This window comes from Leucobacter japonicus, from assembly GCF_001273855.1.
Classification (GTDB): Bacteria; Actinomycetota; Actinomycetes; order Actinomycetales; family Microbacteriaceae; genus Leucobacter; species Leucobacter japonicus.
This window is the reverse complement of the sequence record NZ_JHBX01000104.1, coordinates 302697-321834: the sequence shown is the minus strand read 5'-3', so window position 1 is coordinate 321834 and position 19138 is coordinate 302697. Positions and strand designations below refer to the sequence as shown.

The 19138-nt window shown below is 67.7% G+C and carries 17 protein-coding genes; 10 read left to right on the top strand and 7 right to left on the bottom strand.

Going from position 1 to position 19138, the window contains the following annotated elements:
• The first annotated feature begins 76 nt into the window (after positions 1-76).
• On the top strand, positions 77-1042 hold the full coding sequence (locus tag AMS67_RS05920) for a LysR family transcriptional regulator (RefSeq protein WP_053386525.1): 966 nt from the start codon (positions 77-79) through the stop codon (positions 1040-1042).
• A gap of 41 nt (positions 1043-1083) precedes the next feature.
• Here the strand turns inward: AMS67_RS05920 and sufU are convergent, their stop codons facing one another.
• From sufU to AMS67_RS05900, 4 genes are all read right to left on the bottom strand, one after another.
• A complete protein-coding gene (gene sufU / locus AMS67_RS05915) occupies positions 1084-1554 on the bottom strand; it encodes a Fe-S cluster assembly sulfur transfer protein SufU (RefSeq protein WP_053386524.1) in 471 nt (156 codons plus the stop codon).
• Positions 1551-2870, bottom strand: a complete 1320-nt coding sequence (locus AMS67_RS05910; protein WP_053386523.1) for an aminotransferase class V-fold PLP-dependent enzyme — start codon at positions 2868-2870, stop codon at positions 1551-1553. The genes sufU and AMS67_RS05910 overlap by 4 nt, the downstream gene beginning before the upstream one ends.
• 97 nt (positions 2871-2967) lie before the next feature.
• Complete coding sequence (locus AMS67_RS05905) at positions 2968-4269, bottom strand: MFS transporter (protein WP_053386522.1); 1302 nt, start codon at positions 4267-4269, stop codon at positions 2968-2970.
• Positions 4270-4307: 38 nt separating this feature from the next.
• Entirely contained in the window at positions 4308-5366 is a 1059-nt protein-coding gene (locus AMS67_RS05900; protein ID WP_053386521.1) for a DsbA family protein, read from the bottom strand.
• Positions 5367-5480: 114 nt separating this feature from the next.
• On the opposite strand from AMS67_RS05900, the gene rsmI reads away from it, so the two are divergent.
• The 5 genes from rsmI (at position 5481) to ispG (ending at position 11331) form a co-directional block, all read left to right on the top strand.
• Positions 5481-6299 carry a 16S rRNA (cytidine(1402)-2'-O)-methyltransferase gene (rsmI, locus tag AMS67_RS05895; RefSeq protein ID WP_053386520.1) on the top strand — a complete coding sequence of 273 codons (819 nt, stop codon included), beginning with the start codon at positions 5481-5483 and terminating at the stop codon, positions 6297-6299.
• Positions 6300-6475: 176 nt separating this feature from the next.
• Entirely contained in the window at positions 6476-7414 is a 939-nt protein-coding gene (locus AMS67_RS05890; protein ID WP_053386519.1) for an FKBP-type peptidyl-prolyl cis-trans isomerase, read from the top strand.
• Positions 7415-7530: 116 nt separating this feature from the next.
• Positions 7531-8619, top strand: coding sequence for a 1-deoxy-D-xylulose-5-phosphate reductoisomerase (dxr, locus tag AMS67_RS05885; RefSeq protein WP_053386518.1), 1089 nt, complete (start codon positions 7531-7533; stop codon positions 8617-8619).
• Positions 8620-8680: 61 nt separating this feature from the next.
• Positions 8681-10105 (top strand): M50 family metallopeptidase, encoded by a 1425-nt coding sequence (locus AMS67_RS05880; RefSeq protein ID WP_053386517.1) that lies wholly within the window; start codon positions 8681-8683, stop codon positions 10103-10105.
• A gap of 74 nt (positions 10106-10179) precedes the next feature.
• Positions 10180-11331 carry a flavodoxin-dependent (E)-4-hydroxy-3-methylbut-2-enyl-diphosphate synthase gene (gene ispG, locus AMS67_RS05875; protein ID WP_193787069.1) on the top strand — a complete coding sequence of 384 codons (1152 nt, stop codon included), beginning with the start codon at positions 10180-10182 and terminating at the stop codon, positions 11329-11331.
• A gap of 9 nt (positions 11332-11340) precedes the next feature.
• Here the strand turns inward: ispG and AMS67_RS05870 are convergent, their stop codons facing one another.
• Positions 11341-12825, bottom strand: coding sequence for an RNB domain-containing ribonuclease (locus tag AMS67_RS05870; RefSeq protein ID WP_053386515.1), 1485 nt, complete (start codon positions 12823-12825; stop codon positions 11341-11343).
• A gap of 38 nt (positions 12826-12863) precedes the next feature.
• Here AMS67_RS05870 and AMS67_RS05865 point away from each other — a divergent pair, with 38 nt between their 5' ends.
• Entirely contained in the window at positions 12864-13964 is a 1101-nt protein-coding gene (locus AMS67_RS05865) for an LOG family protein (protein ID WP_193787068.1), read from the top strand.
• A 13-nt stretch (positions 13965-13977) separates the two neighbouring features.
• Here AMS67_RS05865 and AMS67_RS05860 read toward each other — a convergent pair whose 3' ends face one another.
• Positions 13978-16332 carry an ATP-binding cassette domain-containing protein gene (locus AMS67_RS05860; protein WP_053386513.1) on the bottom strand — a complete coding sequence of 785 codons (2355 nt, stop codon included), beginning with the start codon at positions 16330-16332 and terminating at the stop codon, positions 13978-13980.
• A 125-nt stretch (positions 16333-16457) separates the two neighbouring features.
• Between AMS67_RS05860 and AMS67_RS05855 the strand changes: the two genes are divergently transcribed.
• Positions 16458-16844 (top strand): hypothetical protein, encoded by a 387-nt coding sequence (locus AMS67_RS05855; RefSeq protein ID WP_053386512.1) that lies wholly within the window; start codon positions 16458-16460, stop codon positions 16842-16844.
• A complete protein-coding gene (locus AMS67_RS05850; RefSeq protein ID WP_053386511.1) occupies positions 16844-17758 on the top strand; it encodes a CPBP family intramembrane glutamic endopeptidase in 915 nt (304 codons plus the stop codon). Before AMS67_RS05855 ends, AMS67_RS05850 begins: the two co-directional genes overlap by 1 nt.
• Positions 17759-17778: 20 nt before the next feature.
• Here AMS67_RS05850 and aroQ read toward each other — a convergent pair whose 3' ends face one another.
• Positions 17779-18219 (bottom strand): type II 3-dehydroquinate dehydratase, encoded by a 441-nt coding sequence (gene aroQ / locus AMS67_RS05845; protein WP_053386734.1) that lies wholly within the window; start codon positions 18217-18219, stop codon positions 17779-17781.
• A gap of 138 nt (positions 18220-18357) precedes the next feature.
• Here aroQ and trmB point away from each other — a divergent pair, with 138 nt between their 5' ends.
• Positions 18358-19104: a tRNA (guanosine(46)-N7)-methyltransferase TrmB gene (trmB, locus tag AMS67_RS05840; RefSeq protein WP_053386510.1), complete on the top strand. Its 747-nt coding sequence runs from the start codon at positions 18358-18360 to the stop codon at positions 19102-19104.
• Positions 19105-19138 lie beyond the last annotated feature (34 nt).

The following is a 19138-nucleotide window of genomic DNA, read 5'->3' as shown; positions in this document are numbered from 1 at the left end:
CGAACCACGTTAGGTCTGCCTTATCCATTACTCCAATGAATAGAGCTGATGATCGTCATGCGCGTAGGCTATCGACATGAACCTCGAGCAATTGCGCGGCTTCGTCGAGATCGCCCAGACCGGCCACTTCACCCGCGCGGCCGAACGCCTGCACCTCGCGCAGCCCTCGCTCAGCCGACAGATCGCCACGCTCGAGACCGACCTCGGCGTCGAGCTGCTGCATCGCGTGCGGGGCAACGTGGCGCTGACGGCGGCAGGAGAACGGCTGCTGCCGATCGCCCGACGCATGCTCGCCGACGCCGACGCGGCACGCGATGAGATGGCGGATCTCGCCGGTCTCCGTCGCGGACGCATCCGACTCGGCGCGACCCCGACACTGTGCACGAGCCTCGTCGCCGACGTGCTGGCCGAGTTCAGCGAGCGCTACCCGGGCATCGACATCGAGATCCTCGAGCGCGGATCCCGATCCCTCATCACCGCACTGATGGAGGGCGGACTCGACCTCGCACTCATCGTGACCAGCGTCTCCTCCGGGGCGGCGCGCGCGGTGCTCGAACGCGAGCAGATCCTCAGCGAGCGTCTCGTCGTGGTGTCGGATCCGAGCCGCCCCGATCCGTTCGGACGCGACTCTGCCTCTGATGCGCCGGTGCGCCCGATCGAAATGGCCGAGCTGGCGCGCGTGCCGCAGGTCGTCTTTCCCGAAAACTACGATCTGCGCGTGACGGTCGACGCGGCGTTCCGCGCGCACGGGCTCACGCCGCTGGTCGCCGTCGAGGGTGCCGAAATGGATGCGGCGCTGAGCTTCGCGGAGCGCGGCATCGGTGTGGCGGTGGTGCCCGCGATGGTGGCGGCGGATCATCCCACCCTGCGCACGGCTCCCCTTGCCGATGCCGCGCTCGCCCGCACCGTCAGTCTGGCTCGCCGCGCCGACATGGCCCCGACACGAGCCGGCGCGGCGCTGCAGGCCGTGGTACGCGAGATCGCCGATCGGGTTACCGCTCCCGGGGCCGAACTATCGAGTCTCGTCACGCGCGTGCTGTGACGGGAGCGCCGCGATTGGCCTCGCGGTGACGACACACGCGGTCAGGCCCGCTGCGCCTCGACCTGCTTGAGGTCGGCCTCGAGCGCCACCCAGCCGAGCATCGCGCACTTCACGCGCATCACATACTTCGACACACCCTGGAGCGCGACGGCGTCGCCGAGCAACTCCTCGTCGGGTTCACCCTCGCCGCGCGCGTGGATCATCTCGCGGAACGCGTCAACGCGAACGCGTGCCTCGTCGATGGTGAGCTGATCGTCGCGCACGAGTTGCGACAGAATCGACGCCGACGCCATCGAGATCGAGCAGCCCTGACCCTCCCAGGCGACCTGGTCGATACGACCGGTCTCGGGGTCGACCGAGATGGAGAGATCGATCTCGTCACCGCAGCTGGGGTTGAACTCGTGGTGCGACGCGGTAAGCGCCGACTCGGCAACGGCGAGTTCACCCTTGCCGATCGGTCGTTTCGAGTGATCGAGAATGACCTCTTGGTACAGCCCGTCGAGCGCGCTCACGCCGACACCTCCGCTCCGAAGTACCGCTGGGCGCCGCGGAGCGCGTCGAGGAATCGATCGACCTCGTCTGCTGTCGTGGTGACGTGCACGCTGGCGCGCGTGCTCGACGTGATGCCGAGTGCGCGGTGCAGCGGCTGGGCGCAATGGTGCCCCACGCGCACGAGCACGCCCTGCTCGTCCAGAAACTGCCCGACGTCGTGGGCGTGCACGCCCTCGACCGACACCGCGGTGAGCGCGACGCGCTGCGTCGTGTCGGCGGGGCCGAGCAGCCGCAGGCCCGGCGTCGCTTCGATACCGGCGACGAGGCGCTCGACGAGCTCGTGCTCACGCGCTGCGGATCGTGCCATGCCGATCTCTTCGAGGAAGGCGACGGCAGCGCCGAGCCCGACGGCTTGCGACACCGGTTGCGTGCCCGGCTCGAAGCGCTGGGGAGCGGGCATGAACAGCGCCGACTCCATCGTTACCTTCGTGATGGCGGAGCCACCGGTGCGCGACGGCGGCAGCGCATCGAGCAGCCCGGGCTTGCCGTACAGCACACCGATGCCGTTCGGGCCGAGCATCTTGTGGCTCGAGAACGCGGCGAAGTCGACGCCGAGCGCTGCGAAATCGACGGGGATGTGCGGCACCGACTGGCAGGCGTCGAGCACCGTGATCGCCCCGACCGCCCGCGCGAGTTCTGCAAGTTCAGCGACGGGTGCGATGAATCCGGTCACGTTCGAGACGTGGGCGAACGCAAAGATACGCGTGCGCTCGGTCAGAGCTTCGCGAGCGTCATCGAGGGTCCAGGTTCCGTCTTCGCGCACCGGGATGTAGCGGAACGTTGCTCCAGTCTTGGCCGCGAGCCGCTGCCAGGGAATGAGGTTCGCGTGATGCTCGGCCTCGGTCACCAGGATTTCGTCACCGGGCTCTAGCGTGAACCGATCGCTGCCGGCGACGCCCAACCCCGCGTTCGCTTCGCCGATGCCGAGGGCGACGATGTTCAGCGCGTCGGTCGCATTCTCGGCCCACACGATCTGCTCGGCGCTCGCCGCTCCGACGAACGCGGCAACGGCGGCGCGGGCACCCTCGAACGCTGCGGTCGCTTCGCCCACGGCGCCGCTCGTACCGCGGTGCACTGCGGCGTTCGCCGTCTCCAGGAACCGCCGTTCAGCGTCGAGCACTCGGGAGGGTCGCTGCGAGGTCGCGGCCGCGTCGAGATATGCCGGCGCCGAGGGGAGCGCGTCATTCACCGCGAAGTAGGGGAATGCGGCTCGCAGCTCGGTGACGTCGGCCGCGGTGAGCGCTGTGGTGAGTGCGGGTGCAGGCATGATCTCCATTCTTCCACTCGGTGAGTGGCGATGCTGGCCTCCCGTGCAACGCCGCGTTGCTCCGGCCTATTCCGCGTGCACGGTCGCGCGGAGGGGGTGCCCCGGGTTATTCGGCGGCGGGGGCCGCGATGTGCACGGGAGCGGTGTTCGGCCCACTGTCTGCTCGGTCGCCCGGGCCGCTCAGCCACCAGTTCACGGCTCCTGTCGCGAGGGCGAGGAGTGCAGATGCCAGGGGGAGGACGAGTGCGGCTTGTGTGCCGAGGTCGGTCGCGATGACGCCGGTGAGAGCGGCAGCTGCGGATTGACCGACCATCAGACCCGAACCCAGCATCGTCATGACGGTCGCCGAGCGGCCGATCGGGCTGCGTTGCGCGCCGAAGCTGTACAGGGTGACGAGCAACGGGCCGACACCGATGCCCATGACCGCCAGGCTCAAGAGCATCGTCGGAATGTCGACCGCGAACTGGAGCAGCGCGGTGCCCGCGATGATGCACAGCGCAAAGACCGGCCAACGTGCGCGCAGCGAGAACCTCGGGGGGAGTGCGGCAACACCGATCGCGAAGATCGCGGACCCGACGCCCATCGCGCCATAGATCAAACCGGCCCGTTCGGGGTCGCCGCGATCTTGCATGAAGGAGGTGAGCGACGTCAGCATCGAACCGAAGAAGAGCCCGACCGTGATGATGCCGGCGACGGTGACGAGCAGGGCGGGGCGCGCGAGTTGCGAGGCCGGCGCGAGCACCGCCGCGCGCTCCGCGGGGGACTGTGCGGGCGCCGCGGTGTGATGCAGCGCGAACGCCGTGACGAAGATCAGGGTCAACGCGCCGGCCCCGGCGACCGGCGCCCACGCACCGAACGCCGTCGCGAGCACTCCAACGATCACCGGGCCGAAGACGAAGATGACTTCGTCGGCAGCCGACTCGTAGGCCAGCACGTTCGAGAGCATGCGCGGACGGCGCGGGGCGGGCAGCTCGTGCGTCACGATCGTGACGAGTCGCGATCGTGACATCGGCGAGGTCTGCGGCACGGTGGCGCCGGCGAGGAAGGAACCCACGAACAGCACCCAGATCGGGAGAGACGAAAACGCGATCCACGCAAGCACCCCGAGCAGCACGCTGTTGAGCGCAGCGGCAACGAGGAGCGTCGGTCGCTGGCCGAAGCGGTCGGCTGCCGCGCCGATGATCGGCCCGAAGCAGGCGACCCCGAGGCCGACCATTGCGGAATTGATGCCGCCGAGTTCGACCGATCCGCGGGCTGAGACGACCAGAGTGAGTACCCCGATCACCATCATCGCGAACGGAAGCCGCGAGATCAGGGCCAGCGGAAAGTACGCCTTACCGGTTCGCGAGAAGAGCGTCGGCGTGGTCGCTGACGCGTCGGGAACTGGGTGCTCGCTCGTCTGATGCATAGCCGACCGACTCTACCAGGAGATTGCGGGCGATGGGGCTAGGAGGCAGCGCCCACCGCGATGCCCTGGCCGGCGAGGAACTTCGTGAAGGCGCCCGAATCATCGAGCGCGCCGGAGTAGGGCACCCCGTCGACGACGACGAACGGCGTGCCCGTAATCGCGAGATCAGGGTCATCGGCGTGCGGCACCGGGTTGGCGAACGCCCAGCTGTTCAGCGCCTGCGCAAACGGAACGAACTTCTCGGTTTCGATGCAGGATCGCGCATCGTCGTTCAACCCGCCGGCTCCAGCGTCGACGGCGTCGATGAGCGCGTCATTGTCGAGTCCGGGCGTGGACTCTGCGGGCTGCACGCTTCGGTCGAAGAGGTGTCGGTTCACGTCCCACGCAGCCTCGGGCTGAGCATCGGCGACGCAGGCGAGCGCGCCGGCCGCGCGAGACGAGTAGTAGTCGGTGCCGATGCGATCGAGGAACGAGAGCGGGGTGAGCTCGAGTGTGACCTGGCCGCTTGACACGATCTGATCGAGGGTCGCGTTGTTCGTGGATTCGAACTGGCCGCAGTAGGGGCAGCGGTAGTCGACGTACAGCTGCACCCGGTGTTTCGTCGCGATCGAATCGGTCGGTTCGGGGGCCTCCGACTCGGGGGCGTCTGAGGACGCCACTCCGTCTGCGGTGAATGTGACTGCTCCCGTCGCCAGGTTGCGCGGCCAGACAATCTCAGTGTTCGAGCCCGTCTGCCCGGGGGCGCCCGTCGAGCCTCCACCGGCCGTCGGGGTCGCCGACATGATCAGCAGCATGATGCCCACGATGATCGCGGCGACCACCGAGATCGCGCCAGAGATCACCCCGACGAACGCGGGAACCTTTAGCAGTCGCGAGATGAGGCCGAATATGCCGAGCACGACCGCGGCGAGGCCGAGGAGTGCGGCCAGGAGCGCGCCCGGTGCGAAGTACAGCAGCGAGATCACCGCGGTGACGACGCCTGCCAGGCCGGCACCCATCGACGCGATCGACAGCGCACCCGAACCACGCGGGGCGGGGCGCTCGGGGACGGCGTAGGGGTGCGGAGGCGGGGCGGTCGGCAACTGGGGATCGCTCATGTGTTCCATTCTGGCAGCGACCGCCGACATCGATGCTCAGGCCTGAAGCCTTCCGAATGCAGTCGGTGGGCGGCGCTGCGCCGAGCAATTGGTGGCTGCGCCTACGATTGACGCATGATCATTCTCGCCGCGACTCCCATCGGCAATCTCGGTGATGCATCGACCCGTTTGCGCTCGACGCTCGAGGCCGCCACGGTTGTTGCGGCGGAAGACACCCGGCACACCGCGCAGCTGCTGCGGCTTCTCGAGATCGAGAATCGTCCGGAACTCATCGCCCTGCACGACCACAATGAGCACGAGCGTGCGGCGTCGCTCGTGGAGCGCGCGCGCGACGAAGACATCGTGCTCGTCAGCGACGCGGGCATGCCCACCGTTTCCGATCCCGGGTTCCGCGTCGTACAGCTCGCGGCAGAAAGCGGAGTCGAGGTGAGTGCCATTCCGGGCCCGAGCGCCGTGATCACCGCGCTCGCCGTCGCGGGGCTGCCCACGGATCGATTCGCGTTCGAGGGGTTTCTGCCGCGCAAGGCGGGCGAGCGATCCCGCACCCTTCGCGAGCTCGCCGCCGAGCGGCGCACTCTGGTGTTCTTCGAAGCGCCGACGCGGCTCGCCGCGTCACTCACCGACTTGGCGGCTGCCTTCGGCGACGACCGCCCTGCGGCGGTATGCAGAGAACTCACGAAACTGCATGAGGAAGTGCGTCGCGGAGGCCTGAGCGATCTCGCCGCGTGGGCCGCCGATGGCGTTCGGGGTGAGATCGTGGTGGTGGTCGGGGGTGCTCCCGAAGCTGAGACCTCGCCGGAAACTGCACTCGCCGAGGTGCAGGAACGGGTGCGCGGCGGCGAACGCCTGAAAGATGCGACGCGAGCGGTGGCGGAAGCGACCGGCCTGTCCTCTCGCGAGTTGTATGCTGCAGCACTTGCCGAGCGCGGCTGATACTCCGCACCAGACTCCGCACAGGGGAACCTCGGGCGCCTCTCAGCCGAAACGGCGCGGAATGCGACATACTCGGAGTGCATTCATGGCCGCACTCCGACCGTCTCGCATCGCAGCACGCTGATCGGGTCGCGTGGCCCCTCGCGAACCAAAGGACTTCAACCACTGTGAAATTGATGCGCGTACTCGCCCCCGCCGCTCTCGTCGGTGCCCTGCTGCTGGTCGGGTGCACCGCCGGCGGGTCGGCGAAAGCCGATGCTTCGGGAGCCGACTGCCTCGCCGGTGGTTCCGCCAGTTCGGGTGTGAAGGTATCGGGCTCAGTGGGTGAAGACCTCAAGCTCACCTCGAAGACTCCGGTGTCGGCGAAGAACGTTGAGCGCTCCGTGCTGAAGGAGGGCTCGGGCGACGTCGTCAAGGAAGGCCAGAACGTGCTGACCTCGATGACCCTCTTCAATGGCGCCGACGGCTCGGTGCTGCAGCAGCTGCCGGCGAGTGAGATCGCGGTCGACAAGGATGGCTTGACGGAGTGGGCATACGATGGCCTGCGCTGCGCGACGACGGGCGAGCAGATCGCGCTCGCCGCGCCGTACGACAAGGTGTTCACGACGGACCCGGCTGACAGCGGTTTGGAAGGCGTCACCAAAGATGACTCCCTCGTCATCGTCATGGAGTTCGGTGAGATTTCGGACGCGCAGGAAGATGCGACCGCAGACACCTGCGATACGTTGACGCCGCGTGACGAGAAGTACCCAGAGATCGATTTGGGTGATGGCTCCGCTGAACCGAAGATCACCATCCCCGAGTGCATGGAGCCCCCGACCGAATCCGAGTCGAAGGTGCTCACCGAAGGCGATGGTGCGGTCGTCGCCGAGGGCGACACGATCATGACGAACTATGTGGGTGTCGACTGGAACGGTGCGGTTCGCTTCGACGGCAACTGGAGTGAGACGGGCATCGAGTTCAGCACCGCCCCGGGTGCGCTCATCGAGGGCTTCCGATCCGCGATGATCGGCCAGAAGATCGGATCGGTCATCGAGGTCACCATGACCCCTGAAGACGGCTACAACGATGGCATGACGCGCACCTTCGTGCTGGAGCTGGTGAGCAAGGCGTAAGCCGCTTCGCTCCGTCGCAGTCGAACGGCGCAGCGTGCTCCGGTGCCTCCGCGCATCGGGGCACTGCTGTGTGCAGGCTCCGTGCAGTCCGCGCGGTCGCCAAGTAGCCTGGACGCATGAAGCGCGTCATCATTCTGGGTTCCACCGGTTCGATCGGCGAACAGGCGCTCGACGTCATTCGCAAGCACCCGGCGAGGTACCAAGTCTCGGGTCTCGTCGCGGGTTCGCAAGCGGATCGGCTGCAGCAGCAGGCCGATGAGTTCAATGTGGAGCACACGGCGCTCGGTGCGGCCGACGCCGTGCGGCTGATCCATGACGTGCAGGCCGACCTCGTACTCAACGGCATCACGGGCTCGGTCGGCCTGGCGCCGACGATTGCCGCACTCGAAGCCGGTCGCACCCTCGCGCTCGCGAACAAGGAATCGTTGATCGTCGGGGGAGACCTCGTCACCGGGCTCGCGAAGCCGGGCCAGATCGTGCCGGTCGATTCCGAGCACTCGGCCATCGCGCAGGCATTGCGCTCGGGAAGCCGCGATGAAGTGCGCCGGCTGATCCTCACCGCCTCTGGCGGCCCGTTCCGAGGCCGCACTCGTGACGAACTCCGCGAGGTGACTCCGGCCGAGGCCATGGCCCACCCGACCTGGAACATGGGGCGCGTGGTCACGACGAACTCTGCGACGCTCGTGAACAAGGGGCTCGAAGTGATTGAGGCGCACCTGCTCTTCGGCGTCTCCTACGGAGACATCGACGTCGTGGTGCACCCGCAATCGATCGTGCACTCGATGGTCGAATTCGTCGACGGCTCGACGATCGCGCAGGCATCGCCCCCCGATATGCGGTTGCCGATCGCGCTGGGGCTGTCGTGGCCGGATCGCATGGCGAACGTCGGGGTGCCGCTCGATTGGCGATCCGCGTCGAGCTGGGACTTCGCGCCGCTCGACGACGAGACCTTTCCCGCGGTCGAACTGGCCAAGGAGGTCGGACGAGCACGCTCCACCTACCCCGCGGCCTACAACGCCGCGAACGAGGAAGCGGTTGAGGCGTTCCACGCGGGGCGCATCGGATTCCTCGACATCGTCGACACGGTGCGCGAGGTGGTCGAGGCGCACGCGACGCCGGCAACACTGACGGTCGAAACGCTCACCGAGGCCGAGCGCCAGGCGCGCGAGCGCGCGCAGCAGGCGCTTTCTGCTCGCACTCGGTGACGCACGGCTCCTCCCCGGGTGCTCCCCGAAACCCCACAGCACCGCGCAGTAATCTGAGCTGGTGACTGAGGTTCTGCTCTACGTGCTCGGCATCTTGATCTTCGTGATCGGGCTCGCCGTTTCCATTGGCCTGCATGAAATCGGCCATCTGGTGCCGGCGAAGCTCTTCAAGGTGAAGGTGACCCAGTACATGCTGGGGTTCGGTCGCACGATCTGGTCGAAGCGGAAGGGCGAAACTGAGTACGGGGTCAAGCTGATCCCGCTCGGCGGCTATGTCGCGATGACCGGCATGTTCCCTCCGGGCAAGCCGGGGGAGGCCCCTCGCGCGTCGACCACCGGGTTCTTGAACACGGTGGTGCAAGAAGGCTCGGCGCTCGGCACGTCGGGGGCCAGTAAGAACGCAGAGGCGCGACCCGATGAGGCGCCGAAGCGCGGCGTCGTCGGCATGGTCGAAGATGCGCGGCTCGCGAGCGCGGAGTCCATTGACGAGGGCGAGGATCACCGCACCTTCTATCGGCTGGCGCCGTGGAAGAAGATCATCATCATGCTCGGCGGGCCGCTGATGAACCTCGTGCTCGCGTTCGTGTTCTTCGCGATCGTGCTCGTCGGGTTCGGCGTGCCGCAGAACAGCACCACGCTCGGCCAGGTGAGCGAGTGCCTCGTGTCGGCATCGAGCACGGCGACCTCGTGCAGCAGCGATGATCCGGCAGCCCCTGCAGCAGCCGCCGGCTTGCGCCCGGGCGACACGATCATTTCCGTCGATGGCACGGACATCACGAGCTGGGACCAGTTCCGATCGATCGTCTCCGAGGCCCCGGGCACATCGCTGGCGGTGCGCATCGAGCGCGACGGTGCCGAGCAGACGCTGCAGCTCACCCCCGTCGAAAACGAGCGCGCGGTGACCGACGCGTCGGGCAAGGTCGTCGAGAACGCCGACGGCACGGTGAAAACCGAAGTCGTCGGCATGATCGGTGCGACCCCGGCCAGCGAGAACGTGCAGCAGCCGATCACGGCGGTGCCCGCATTCCTGGGTGAGAACGTGCAGAGCGTCGTCGGCATCGTGGTGCGGATGCCCGAACGCATGGTGGACGTCTGGAACGCCGCGTTCGGGTCGGAAGCGCGTGACCCGAACGGGCCCATCAGCGTCGTCGGCGTCGGCCGCATGGCAGGCGAGATCGTCAGTCTTGAAGATGCGCCGGTCGCGGCGCGCGCCCAGACCATCATTGGGCTGCTCGGTTCGCTCAACGTCGCGCTCTTCGTGTTCAACCTCGTGCCGCTGATGCCGCTCGACGGCGGGCACATCATCGGTGCGGTGTACGAGTGGCTGAAGCGCGGGATCGCTCGAATGCTGGGCCGGCCCGATCCGGGGCCGATCGACACCGCCAAGATGGCGCCGGTCACCATGGCGGTCGCCGTCGTGCTCGGTGCGATGTTGGTGCTGCTCGTCTACGCGGACATCGTGAAGCCGGTGTCGCTGTTCGGCTGACCGGCAGCTGTGATCGTCGCGCGTGCACGCCGAACCCGGGGCCGCGCGCATCTCGCGAGAGTAGACTCGGCCGCGTGCCAGCAGTCAATTTGGGAATGCCCCAGGTCCCCGAAGTACTCGCCCCGCGCCGCAAATCCCGGGCGATTCAGGTCGGGTCGGTCACCGTGGGCGGCAACGCTCCGGTCTCCGTGCAGTCGATGACCACGACCCCCACGACCGACATCAACGCGACGCTGCAGCAGATTGCCGAGCTCACCGCCGCCGGTTGCGACATCGTGCGCGTGGCCTGCCCCAGCCGCGATGATGCCGAGGCACTGCCGATCATCGCGAAAAAGAGTCAGATCCCGGTCATCGCCGATATCCACTTCCAGCCGAACTACGTGTACGCGGCGATCGACGCCGGTTGCGCCGCCGTGCGCGTGAACCCCGGCAACATTCGCAAGTTCGACGACCAGGTCGGCGAGATCGCGCGTCGAGCCCAGGCCGCCGGTGTCTCCCTGCGGATCGGCGTCAACGCCGGGTCGCTCGACCCTCGACTGCTGCAGAAGTACGGCAAAGCCACCCCCGAGGCACTCGTCGAGAGCGCGGTCTGGGAGGCGTCGCTGTTCGAGGAGCACGACTTTCACGACTTCAAGATCTCGGTGAAGCACAACGACCCGATCGTCATGGTCAAGGCGTACCGGCAACTCGCCGAGCGCGGCGACTGGCCGCTCCATCTCGGCGTCACCGAGGCGGGCCCGGCATTCCAGGGCACCATCAAGAGCGCCACGGCGTTCGGCATCCTGCTCTCCGAAGGCATCGGCGACACGATTCGCGTCTCGCTCTCGGCGCCCCCGGTCGAGGAGGTCAAGGTCGGGCTGCAGATTTTGCAGTCGCTGAACCTGCGCGAGCGCAAGCTCGAGATCGTGTCGTGCCCGTCGTGCGGTCGAGCTCAGGTCGACGTGTACACACTCGCCGAAGAGGTGACGCAGGGGCTCGAGGGCATGAGCGTGCCGCTGCGGGTCGCGGTCATGGGCTGCGTCGTGAATGGGCCGGGCGAAGCGCGCGAAGCAGATCTGGGGGTGGCCTCGGGCAACGGCAAGGGGCAGATCTTCGTCAAGGGCGAGGTCATCAAGACGGTGCCTGAGAGCGAGATCGTGGCGACGTTGATTGAGGAGGCGAACCGACTCGCTGCCGAGATGCCCGCATCGGCGGGCTCCGGATCACCGGAGGTCGTCACGGCCTGAGCCGAGTGGTCAGGCGCTCGCGCGGTGCGTTGTCGGGGTCGATGGTGTCGTCTCTGCAGCGGAGGGCTCCGGAGCTTCTGCCGGCTCCAACTGCACGGTTCCCGACGCGACATCTGCAGCCGCGACGCGCACATCGACGCGCGTGCCGGCGGTGAAGCCGCTCGCCGAGACCTGTGCGGTGACCGCCGGGTCATCGAGCTGCACGCGTGCGCGCTCGCCGCGCACCTCCACGACGACGGCGGAGAGCACCTCGCCGACGCGGTCGCGCAGCAGCGCCGCTTCGACGCGGTCGATCGCCGCGGCACCGATCTGCCCAGCGCGCTGATTCGATGAGCGCATCAGGGAGGGCAACTCGTCGAGCGACTCGCGTGCCCAGCTCGGAATCGGCTCGCCCGCGCAGATCGCGGCGCAGATGACGAGGCCCCACCGATCGACGAGGCGGCGCAGGGGTGCGGTGACGTGGGCGTAGGGGGCCGCAATGGCGGCCTGCAGCGGCTGCTCGGGCGGGGTGCCATCGAACGGGGTGTAGTCGGCGCCGCGGAACAGCGTCGCGGCGGCCTGCAGCACGCCCGGCGTCGTGGGCGAGTGCTCGTCGAGGCGCTCCAAATACTCGCCGTACGCGAGGTCGCGGGGCCAGGGGTGTCCGAGCGCCGCGACCTTCGTGCGGAAACTGGCGAGCGCGTCGTCGTCGGGAGCCGGCATGGTGCGCAGGATGCCCACTCCCGCCTCCAACATCATGCGGCCGGCCGTGATACCGGCGAGCAGCGAGAGCTGCGCGTTCCACTCCTCGATGGGCAGTGCGTAACGGCGGACGATCCGATACCCGTCGGGGTCGCGCACCACCTCCTCGTCGGGCATATTCAGGCTCGCGCCGCCGCGGGCGCGCTCCTGCGCGATGCGGAGCTTGCCGACTTCCGGGAGCAGCTGCAGCATCTCGTCAGCCGTGCCCGCATCGAGGTCGGCTTGGGCCGACGGGTAGTCGAGCTGTGCGCGCGAGCGCACCCGCGCGCGTTCGACACGACCGGCATGGTCGGCGCCGGCCGCGTCGACCTCGACGGTCCACACGTAGGCGACGCGATCTTCGCCCGGGAGCAGCGACGCTCGGCCCTCGCTGAGTTCCGGCGGATGCAACGGAACACGAGCATCGGGGAGGTACAGGGTTTGACCCCGCTCGCGTGCCTCTCGATCGAGTGCGCCGCCCGGTGCGACGAAGCCGGGCAGGTCGGCGATGGCATAGCGGACGATGTACCCCGACTCAGAGCGCTCGATGTGAAACGCCTGGTCGAGATCTTGCGACCCGAGCGGGTCGAGCGTGACGAACGGGATGTCGCGCAGGTCGAGATCGGGCACCGTCGACTGCGCGGCGGCGGCCTCGGCGACGGCGTCATCGGGGAACCCGTCAGGGATCGCGTTCGACTCCCGGAGCGCGGCGAGCGCCGCCGCGAGTTGTCCGTGTGCGGTCTGGGGCGAGAGGTGGGCGCGCCGTGTCGGCATGCGGCCAGCCTACTGGTCGGCGCTCCTAGACTGTGAGCGTGAGTACCGAAGCCCAGCAACACTCAGATGATCCGCAGGCCGCGAGCACAGTTGTGGAGGCGGCTGCCGCGCACCCTGAGGCCGTGCGGGAGCATCTCGACGCGATCATCGAGACCGCTGGTGCCGGGGCGCAACGGGGGCTGATTCGTCGCATTCTCACCGCGGGATTGGGCCTGGGATCTGATGGAACCAGCCGACTCGACCTGAAGATCACGGCTTCCGCGGTCGAGGAGATGCGCGCCGCATTCCGACTGTTCGCGCCGTTCGTCGGCATCCCCAAGGTCACGATTTTCGGTTCGGCGCGCACCCAGTCGCAGGATCCGCTGTGGCTCGGCGCCGAGGCCGCCGCACGCGGGCTCGCCGAGCGCGGGTGGATGGTCGTCACGGGCGCCGGCCCGGGCATCATGGAGGCGGCCGCGACGGGTGCGGGGCCCGAGCGGTCGCTCGGCGTCTCGATTCGACTGCCGTTCGAGGAGACACCGCTCGACGAGCCGGCTGATGATGGGCACCGCGTCGCGATGAAGTACTTCTTCACCCGCAAGCTTATGCTCGTGAAAGAATCGCGCGGCTTCGTCTGCCTGCCCGGCGGATTCGGCACGATGGACGAGACGTTCGAACTGCTCACCCTGCAGCAGACCGGCAAGATGGAGCCGATGCCGATCGTGCTGCTCGATCGCGCGGGCGGCACGTATTGGCGCGGGTTCGCGCGCTTCGTGATCGAGGAGCTGGCAGGCGCGGGCCTGATCTCCGTTGATGACCTCGACCGGGTGCTCATCACCGATTCTCCGGAGGCCGCGATCGCCGAGGTCATCGGGTTCTGGCGCAACTACGACTCGCTGCGCTGGCAGGGCGAGCAACTGGTGCTGCGGGTGCGCGCTGCGCCCACCGACGCCGAGATCGCCGACCTGAACCGGCGCTTTGCCGGGTTGTGCGAAACCGGCGAGATCGCACGCACCGAGCCCCTCGACTCGGAGCGCGCTGACCACGATGCGCTCGACCTGCATCGCATCGTGTTCACGCCGCGTCGGCGTGCGGTGGGCGACCTCTACCGTCTGATCCGAGCGCTCAACGAGTTGGAGAGCGCCCCGGCCGCGGAGTAATGGGCAAGCGGCGTCAGCCCGCGACGTACTCCGCGAGGTGTTCGCCGGTGAGGGTCGACTTGGCGGCGATGAGGTCGGCGGGTGTGCCTTCGAACACGATGGTGCCGCCCTGCTGGCCCGCGCCGGGGCCGAGGTCGATGATCCAGTCGGCGTGCGCCATGACTGCCTGATGGTGCTCGATCACGATCACGCTCTTGCCCGCATCGACGAGGCGATCGAGGAGGCCGAGCAGCTGCTCGACGTCGGCGAGATGCAATCCGGTGGTCGGCTCGTCGAGCACGTAGATGTCGGCGTCTTCGAGCATGTGGATCGCGAGCTTGAGACGCTGACGTTCACCGCCTGACAGCGTGGACAGCGGCTGGCCGAGCTTGATGTACCCGATGCCGACGTCGACGAGCCGGTCGAGAATTTTCGCGGCCTTGGCGATCTTGGTGTCGGGTGCGGAGAAGAACTCACGGGCCTCGGCCATGGAGAGGTCGAGCACCTCGGCGATATTCTTGCCGCCGTAGGTGTAGTCGAGCACCGCGGAATCGAAGCGCTTACCTTCGCACACTTCGCAGACGCTCTCCATCGTGGCCATCATGCCGAGATCGGTGTAGATGATGCCCGCGCCCTTGCACTCGGGGCAAGCGCCCTCCGAATTCGCGCTGAAGAGCGCGGGCTTCACGCCATTCGCCTTCGCGAACGCCGTGCGCACCGGATCGAGCAGCCCGGTGTACGTCGCGGGGTTCGAGCGTCGGGATCCCTTAATCGCCCCCTGGTCGACGGCGACGACGTCGTCGCGGTTGGCGACGTAGTTGCCGATCAGGGTGCTCTTGCCCGACCCGGCGACCCCGGTCACGGCGCAGAGCACGCCGAGGGGCACGTCGACGTCGACGTTCTGCAGGTTGTGGCGATCCGCCCCGCGCACTTCGAGGGCCCCTGACGAGGTGCGCACCGAGTCTTTCACCCGCGCCCGGTCGTCGAGGTGCTGACCCGTGAGCGTGCCCGAGGCGCGGAGCTCGGCGACGGTGCCCTCGAAACAGATCTCACCGCCGTTCGTGCCGGCCCGCGGCCCAAGGTCGACGACGTGGTCGGCGATGGCGATCATCTCGGGCTTATGCTCCACGACGAGCACGGTGTTGCCCTTGTCGCGCAGCTTCAGCAGGAGCTGATTCATGCGCTGGATATCGTGCGGGTGCAAGCCGATCGAAGGCTCATCGAAGACGTACGTCGCATCGGTGATGGGGGAGCCGAGGTGCCGGATCATCTTCGTGCGCTGAGACTCGCCACCGGAGAGCGTGCCGGTCGGGCGATCCAGGCTGAGATAGCCCAGCCCGATCTGCACGAACGAGTCAAGGGTGTCGGTGAGCTTTTCGACCAGCGGCGCGATGCCCGGATCGTCGATGCCGCGCACCCACTCGGCGAGGTCGGTGATTTGCATCGCGCAGACATCGGCGATCGACTGGCCCGAGATTTTTGAGGAACGCGCGGTCTCGTTGAGGCGGGTGCCGCCGCAGTCTGGGCAGGCGTGAAAGACGATCGCGCGGTCCACGAATGCCCGAATGTGGGGCTGCATGGCCTCGCGGTCTTTCGACAGCATCGACTTCTGGATGCGCGGGATGAGGCCCTCGTACGTGACGTTGACGCCGTCGGCCTTGATCTTGCGAGGCTCGTCATGGAGCAGCACGTGCATCTGCTCGTCGGTGAAGTCGCCGAGGGGCGTGTCCATGGGCAGCAGTGCGGCGAAGATGCGACCGTACCAGCCGTCCATGCTGAACCCTGGCACTTTCAACGCGCCATCGGCCAGTGACTTTTGGGCGTCGTAGAGCTCATCGAGCGCGAAGTCGCTGACGGTGCCCCGGCCCTCGCAGGTCGGGCACATGCCGCCGAGAATCTCGAAGCTGCGGCGCTCCTTGACCGTCTTGCCGCCCTTCTCGAGCGTGACCGCGCCTGCGCCGCTGATCGAGGCGACGTTGAACGAGAACGCATTCGGAGACCCGATGCGCGGAGCACCAAGGCGCGAGAAGACGATGCGCAGCATCGCGTTGACGTCGGTGGCCGTGCCGACGGTGGAGCGCGGGTTGGCGCCCATGCGCTCCTGGTCGACGATGATGGCCGTCGTGAGGCCCTCGAGCACGTCGACATCGGGGCGACTCTGCGATGGCATGAAGCCCTGCACGAAGGCGCTGTAGGTCTCGTTGATGAGACGCTGTGACTCGGCCGCGATCGTGCCGAACACAAGCGAGCTCTTACCCGAACCCGAGACCCCGGTGAACGCTGTGAGCCGCCGCTTCGGCAGGTCGACGCTGACATCTTTCAAGTTGTGCTCGCGGGCACCCCGGACTCGAATGCGGTCGTGCGAATCTGCGACATGAGAGGAGGTCATGGAGCCAGAATAATGGGGGCCGCCGACATTGACTTCTCGAATCCTGATCGACACTCGCAGCACGCGCGAACCCGCATATGAACTCGCACTCGAACCCGACCGGAACAGCTTGCTAGGCTCGCTGCATGAGCCTCCCCGAGAGTTGGATTCCGCATCGCCGCGAAGACGGAGAGCTCGTCGGTTGGATCGAACCCGAGGGCGATGGGTTCGTGCCGTTCGACCTTCTGGGGCGCCCTCGTGCCACCGCGCCGATCGACTGGCTCGACGCAGAAGCCGCACTCGAAGAGATCGGCATCGGGTATCTCGCCGAGATCTACGCACTGCGCACCGATGCCGGCGAGTGGATCCGCGCGCGCATCGTTGAGGTGTCGCCCGAGGGCATCGGAGCCAAAGAAGACGACTTCGGAGACATCGGCGCCGTCGTCGCGAGCTTCGCACTGCCGTTCCCGATCGACGATCGTCTCGTGCTGCTCGCCGACGCGCCGGGCCCCGTGAGCGGGCACTTCAGCTGATGCCCGGGCGCGGGGGCGGAGCCGAGACACTGACGCTCGCGCGGCGCACGCGCCCCGTGGCCGTCTGCGCGGCGCTGCTGGTCTGCCTCATGGCGCCCGCCTGGTTCGTGCTCCACCAGATCTGGCTCGGGATCGGCCTCGGCGCCGTCGGCCTCGCGCTCGCGGCCTGGACATCTCGCGCCGGGCGCGACGACGCGACGCCGGCAGGGGCAACCGCCCGTGCCGGCGAACGCCCGCCGTCGTTGCTGCGCGATCTCTCACTCATTGCGATTGGCCTGTCGATCGTGCGGGTGATCCCGCTCGCCGCACACCTCGACACCGCGTCGATGGTGAAGTTCACGCTTGCGCTCGGGGGCGCCGTCGCCGTGCCATATCTCATTTCGAGGTACGTCTACCGCGACCGCGCCACCTCATTCCCCTGGCGCGGCGCGGGGAGCGCCCGGGGCGAGCGCTGGGCCAGATACCACTGGGCCTGGTTGGTCGCGGTGCTCGTGCTCGCGTGGCTGATCCTGCCCTGGTATTTCATTTCATCGGGCGTCTACGCGAACTGGCCCGTCGTCGACACCCCCGAGCTCATCGCCCGGCTCTTCGTCGGCGTCGGCGCCGTCGGGATCTGGGACGAACTCTTCTTCATCTGCACGGTGTTCGCGCTGCTGCTGCGGCACTTTCCGGCGTGGGCGGCGAATCTGCTGCAGGCGATCGTGTTCGTGTCGTTCCTGTGGGAACTGGGGTATCGCGCCTGGGGGCCGTGGCTCACGATTCCCTTCGCGCTGGTGCAGGGAATAATTTTCTTGCGCACCCGGTCGCTGTCGTACGTCGTGACCGTGCATTTGCTGTTCGACGCGGTCGTCTTCGCCGTGCTCGTGCACGCGCACCAGCCCGAACTCTTCGACTGGTTTCCGACTGCACGGTGAACGGGTGCGCCGCGGCGTCGCTAACCGGCGAGCAGCGCCGCGATGCGACGCACCGCGAAATCGTACCCCTGCACGCCGCACCCGACGATGACTGCGGCGGCCACACCCGAGAGATAGGAGTGATGGCGGAATTCTTCGCGGGCGTGCACATTCGAGATGTGCACCTCGGCCGTCGGCAGCGCAACGCCGGTGATGGCATCGCGAATCGCGATCGAGGTATGCGTGAAGGCTCCCGGGTTGATGATGATCGCCGCGCAGTCTTCGCGAGCCGCATGGATGGCGTCGATGATCGCGCCCTCGTGGTTGCTCTGCACGGCGCGCACGTCGAGCGAGAAGTCTGCGGCGACCCGCGTGACGAGCGCCTCCACATCGGCGAGCGTGTCGGTGCCGTACACCTCGGGCTCCCGGGTGCCCAGCAAATTGAGGTTCGGTCCGTTCACCAGCAGGATGCGTCTGGTCATGATGGGCCCCTTCGCTCGAATGCGGTTGACTCCCATGGTAGCGGCGGCGCCGGGGCCGGGAGGGGAGTTCGGGATCGCCGCGCGACTGAGACGCGCCCCCGCTTTGCCCGTGCGCCGTCGCCCGACTACCGTTATGGGGTGACCGAGCAGCAGCCACTCCCGTACAAGAGCTTCGACCCGACGACCTTTCGGAAGAAGCCCGTCTCGTTCGTGCGCCGCAGCGGCCGCATGACGCCCTCGCAAGAGCGTGCGTGGGCCGATCACCACGAGACCTACGTGCTCGATATCGCGCACGGGCCGGCCGCGACGAGCGTCGCCGATGGCGTGCACGGCGACCCCGAAGAAATCTTCGGTCGAACGGCGCCCCTCGTCGTCGAGGTCGGATCGGGGCAGGGCCACGCGATCCTGCACGCCGCGGAGCAGCGGCCCGACACGAACTTCCTCGCCGTCGAGGTGTTTCGCGCCGGGCTCGCGCGCACCATGATTCGTGCCGAGGTCGCCGCGCTCGACAACCTGAAGCTCGCCGAGGTGAACGCTCCCGAACTGCTCGAGAAGTATCTGCCCGCCGGGTCGGTCGACGAGATCTGGGTCTTCTTTCCCGACCCGTGGAAGAAGGTGCGTCATCACAAGCGCCGCCTGGTGAGTGACGACTTCGCCCGCATCGCGTACGGTGCGCTGCGCCCCGGCGGTGTGCTGCGACTCGCCACAGACTGGGAGGACTACGCCGAGCAGATGCGCGAGGTGCTCGACGCCGCTGACGGGTTCACGCGTGAATTCTCAGGTGAGTGGGCGGATCGCTTCGACGGGCGCATCTTGACGGCGTTCGAGCAGAAGGGCATCGATGTGGGTCGCCACATCCGCGACCTCACGTATCGCCGCGCGTAGGCGCGAGGCGGCCCGAGCGCGACGACGCGCTGCG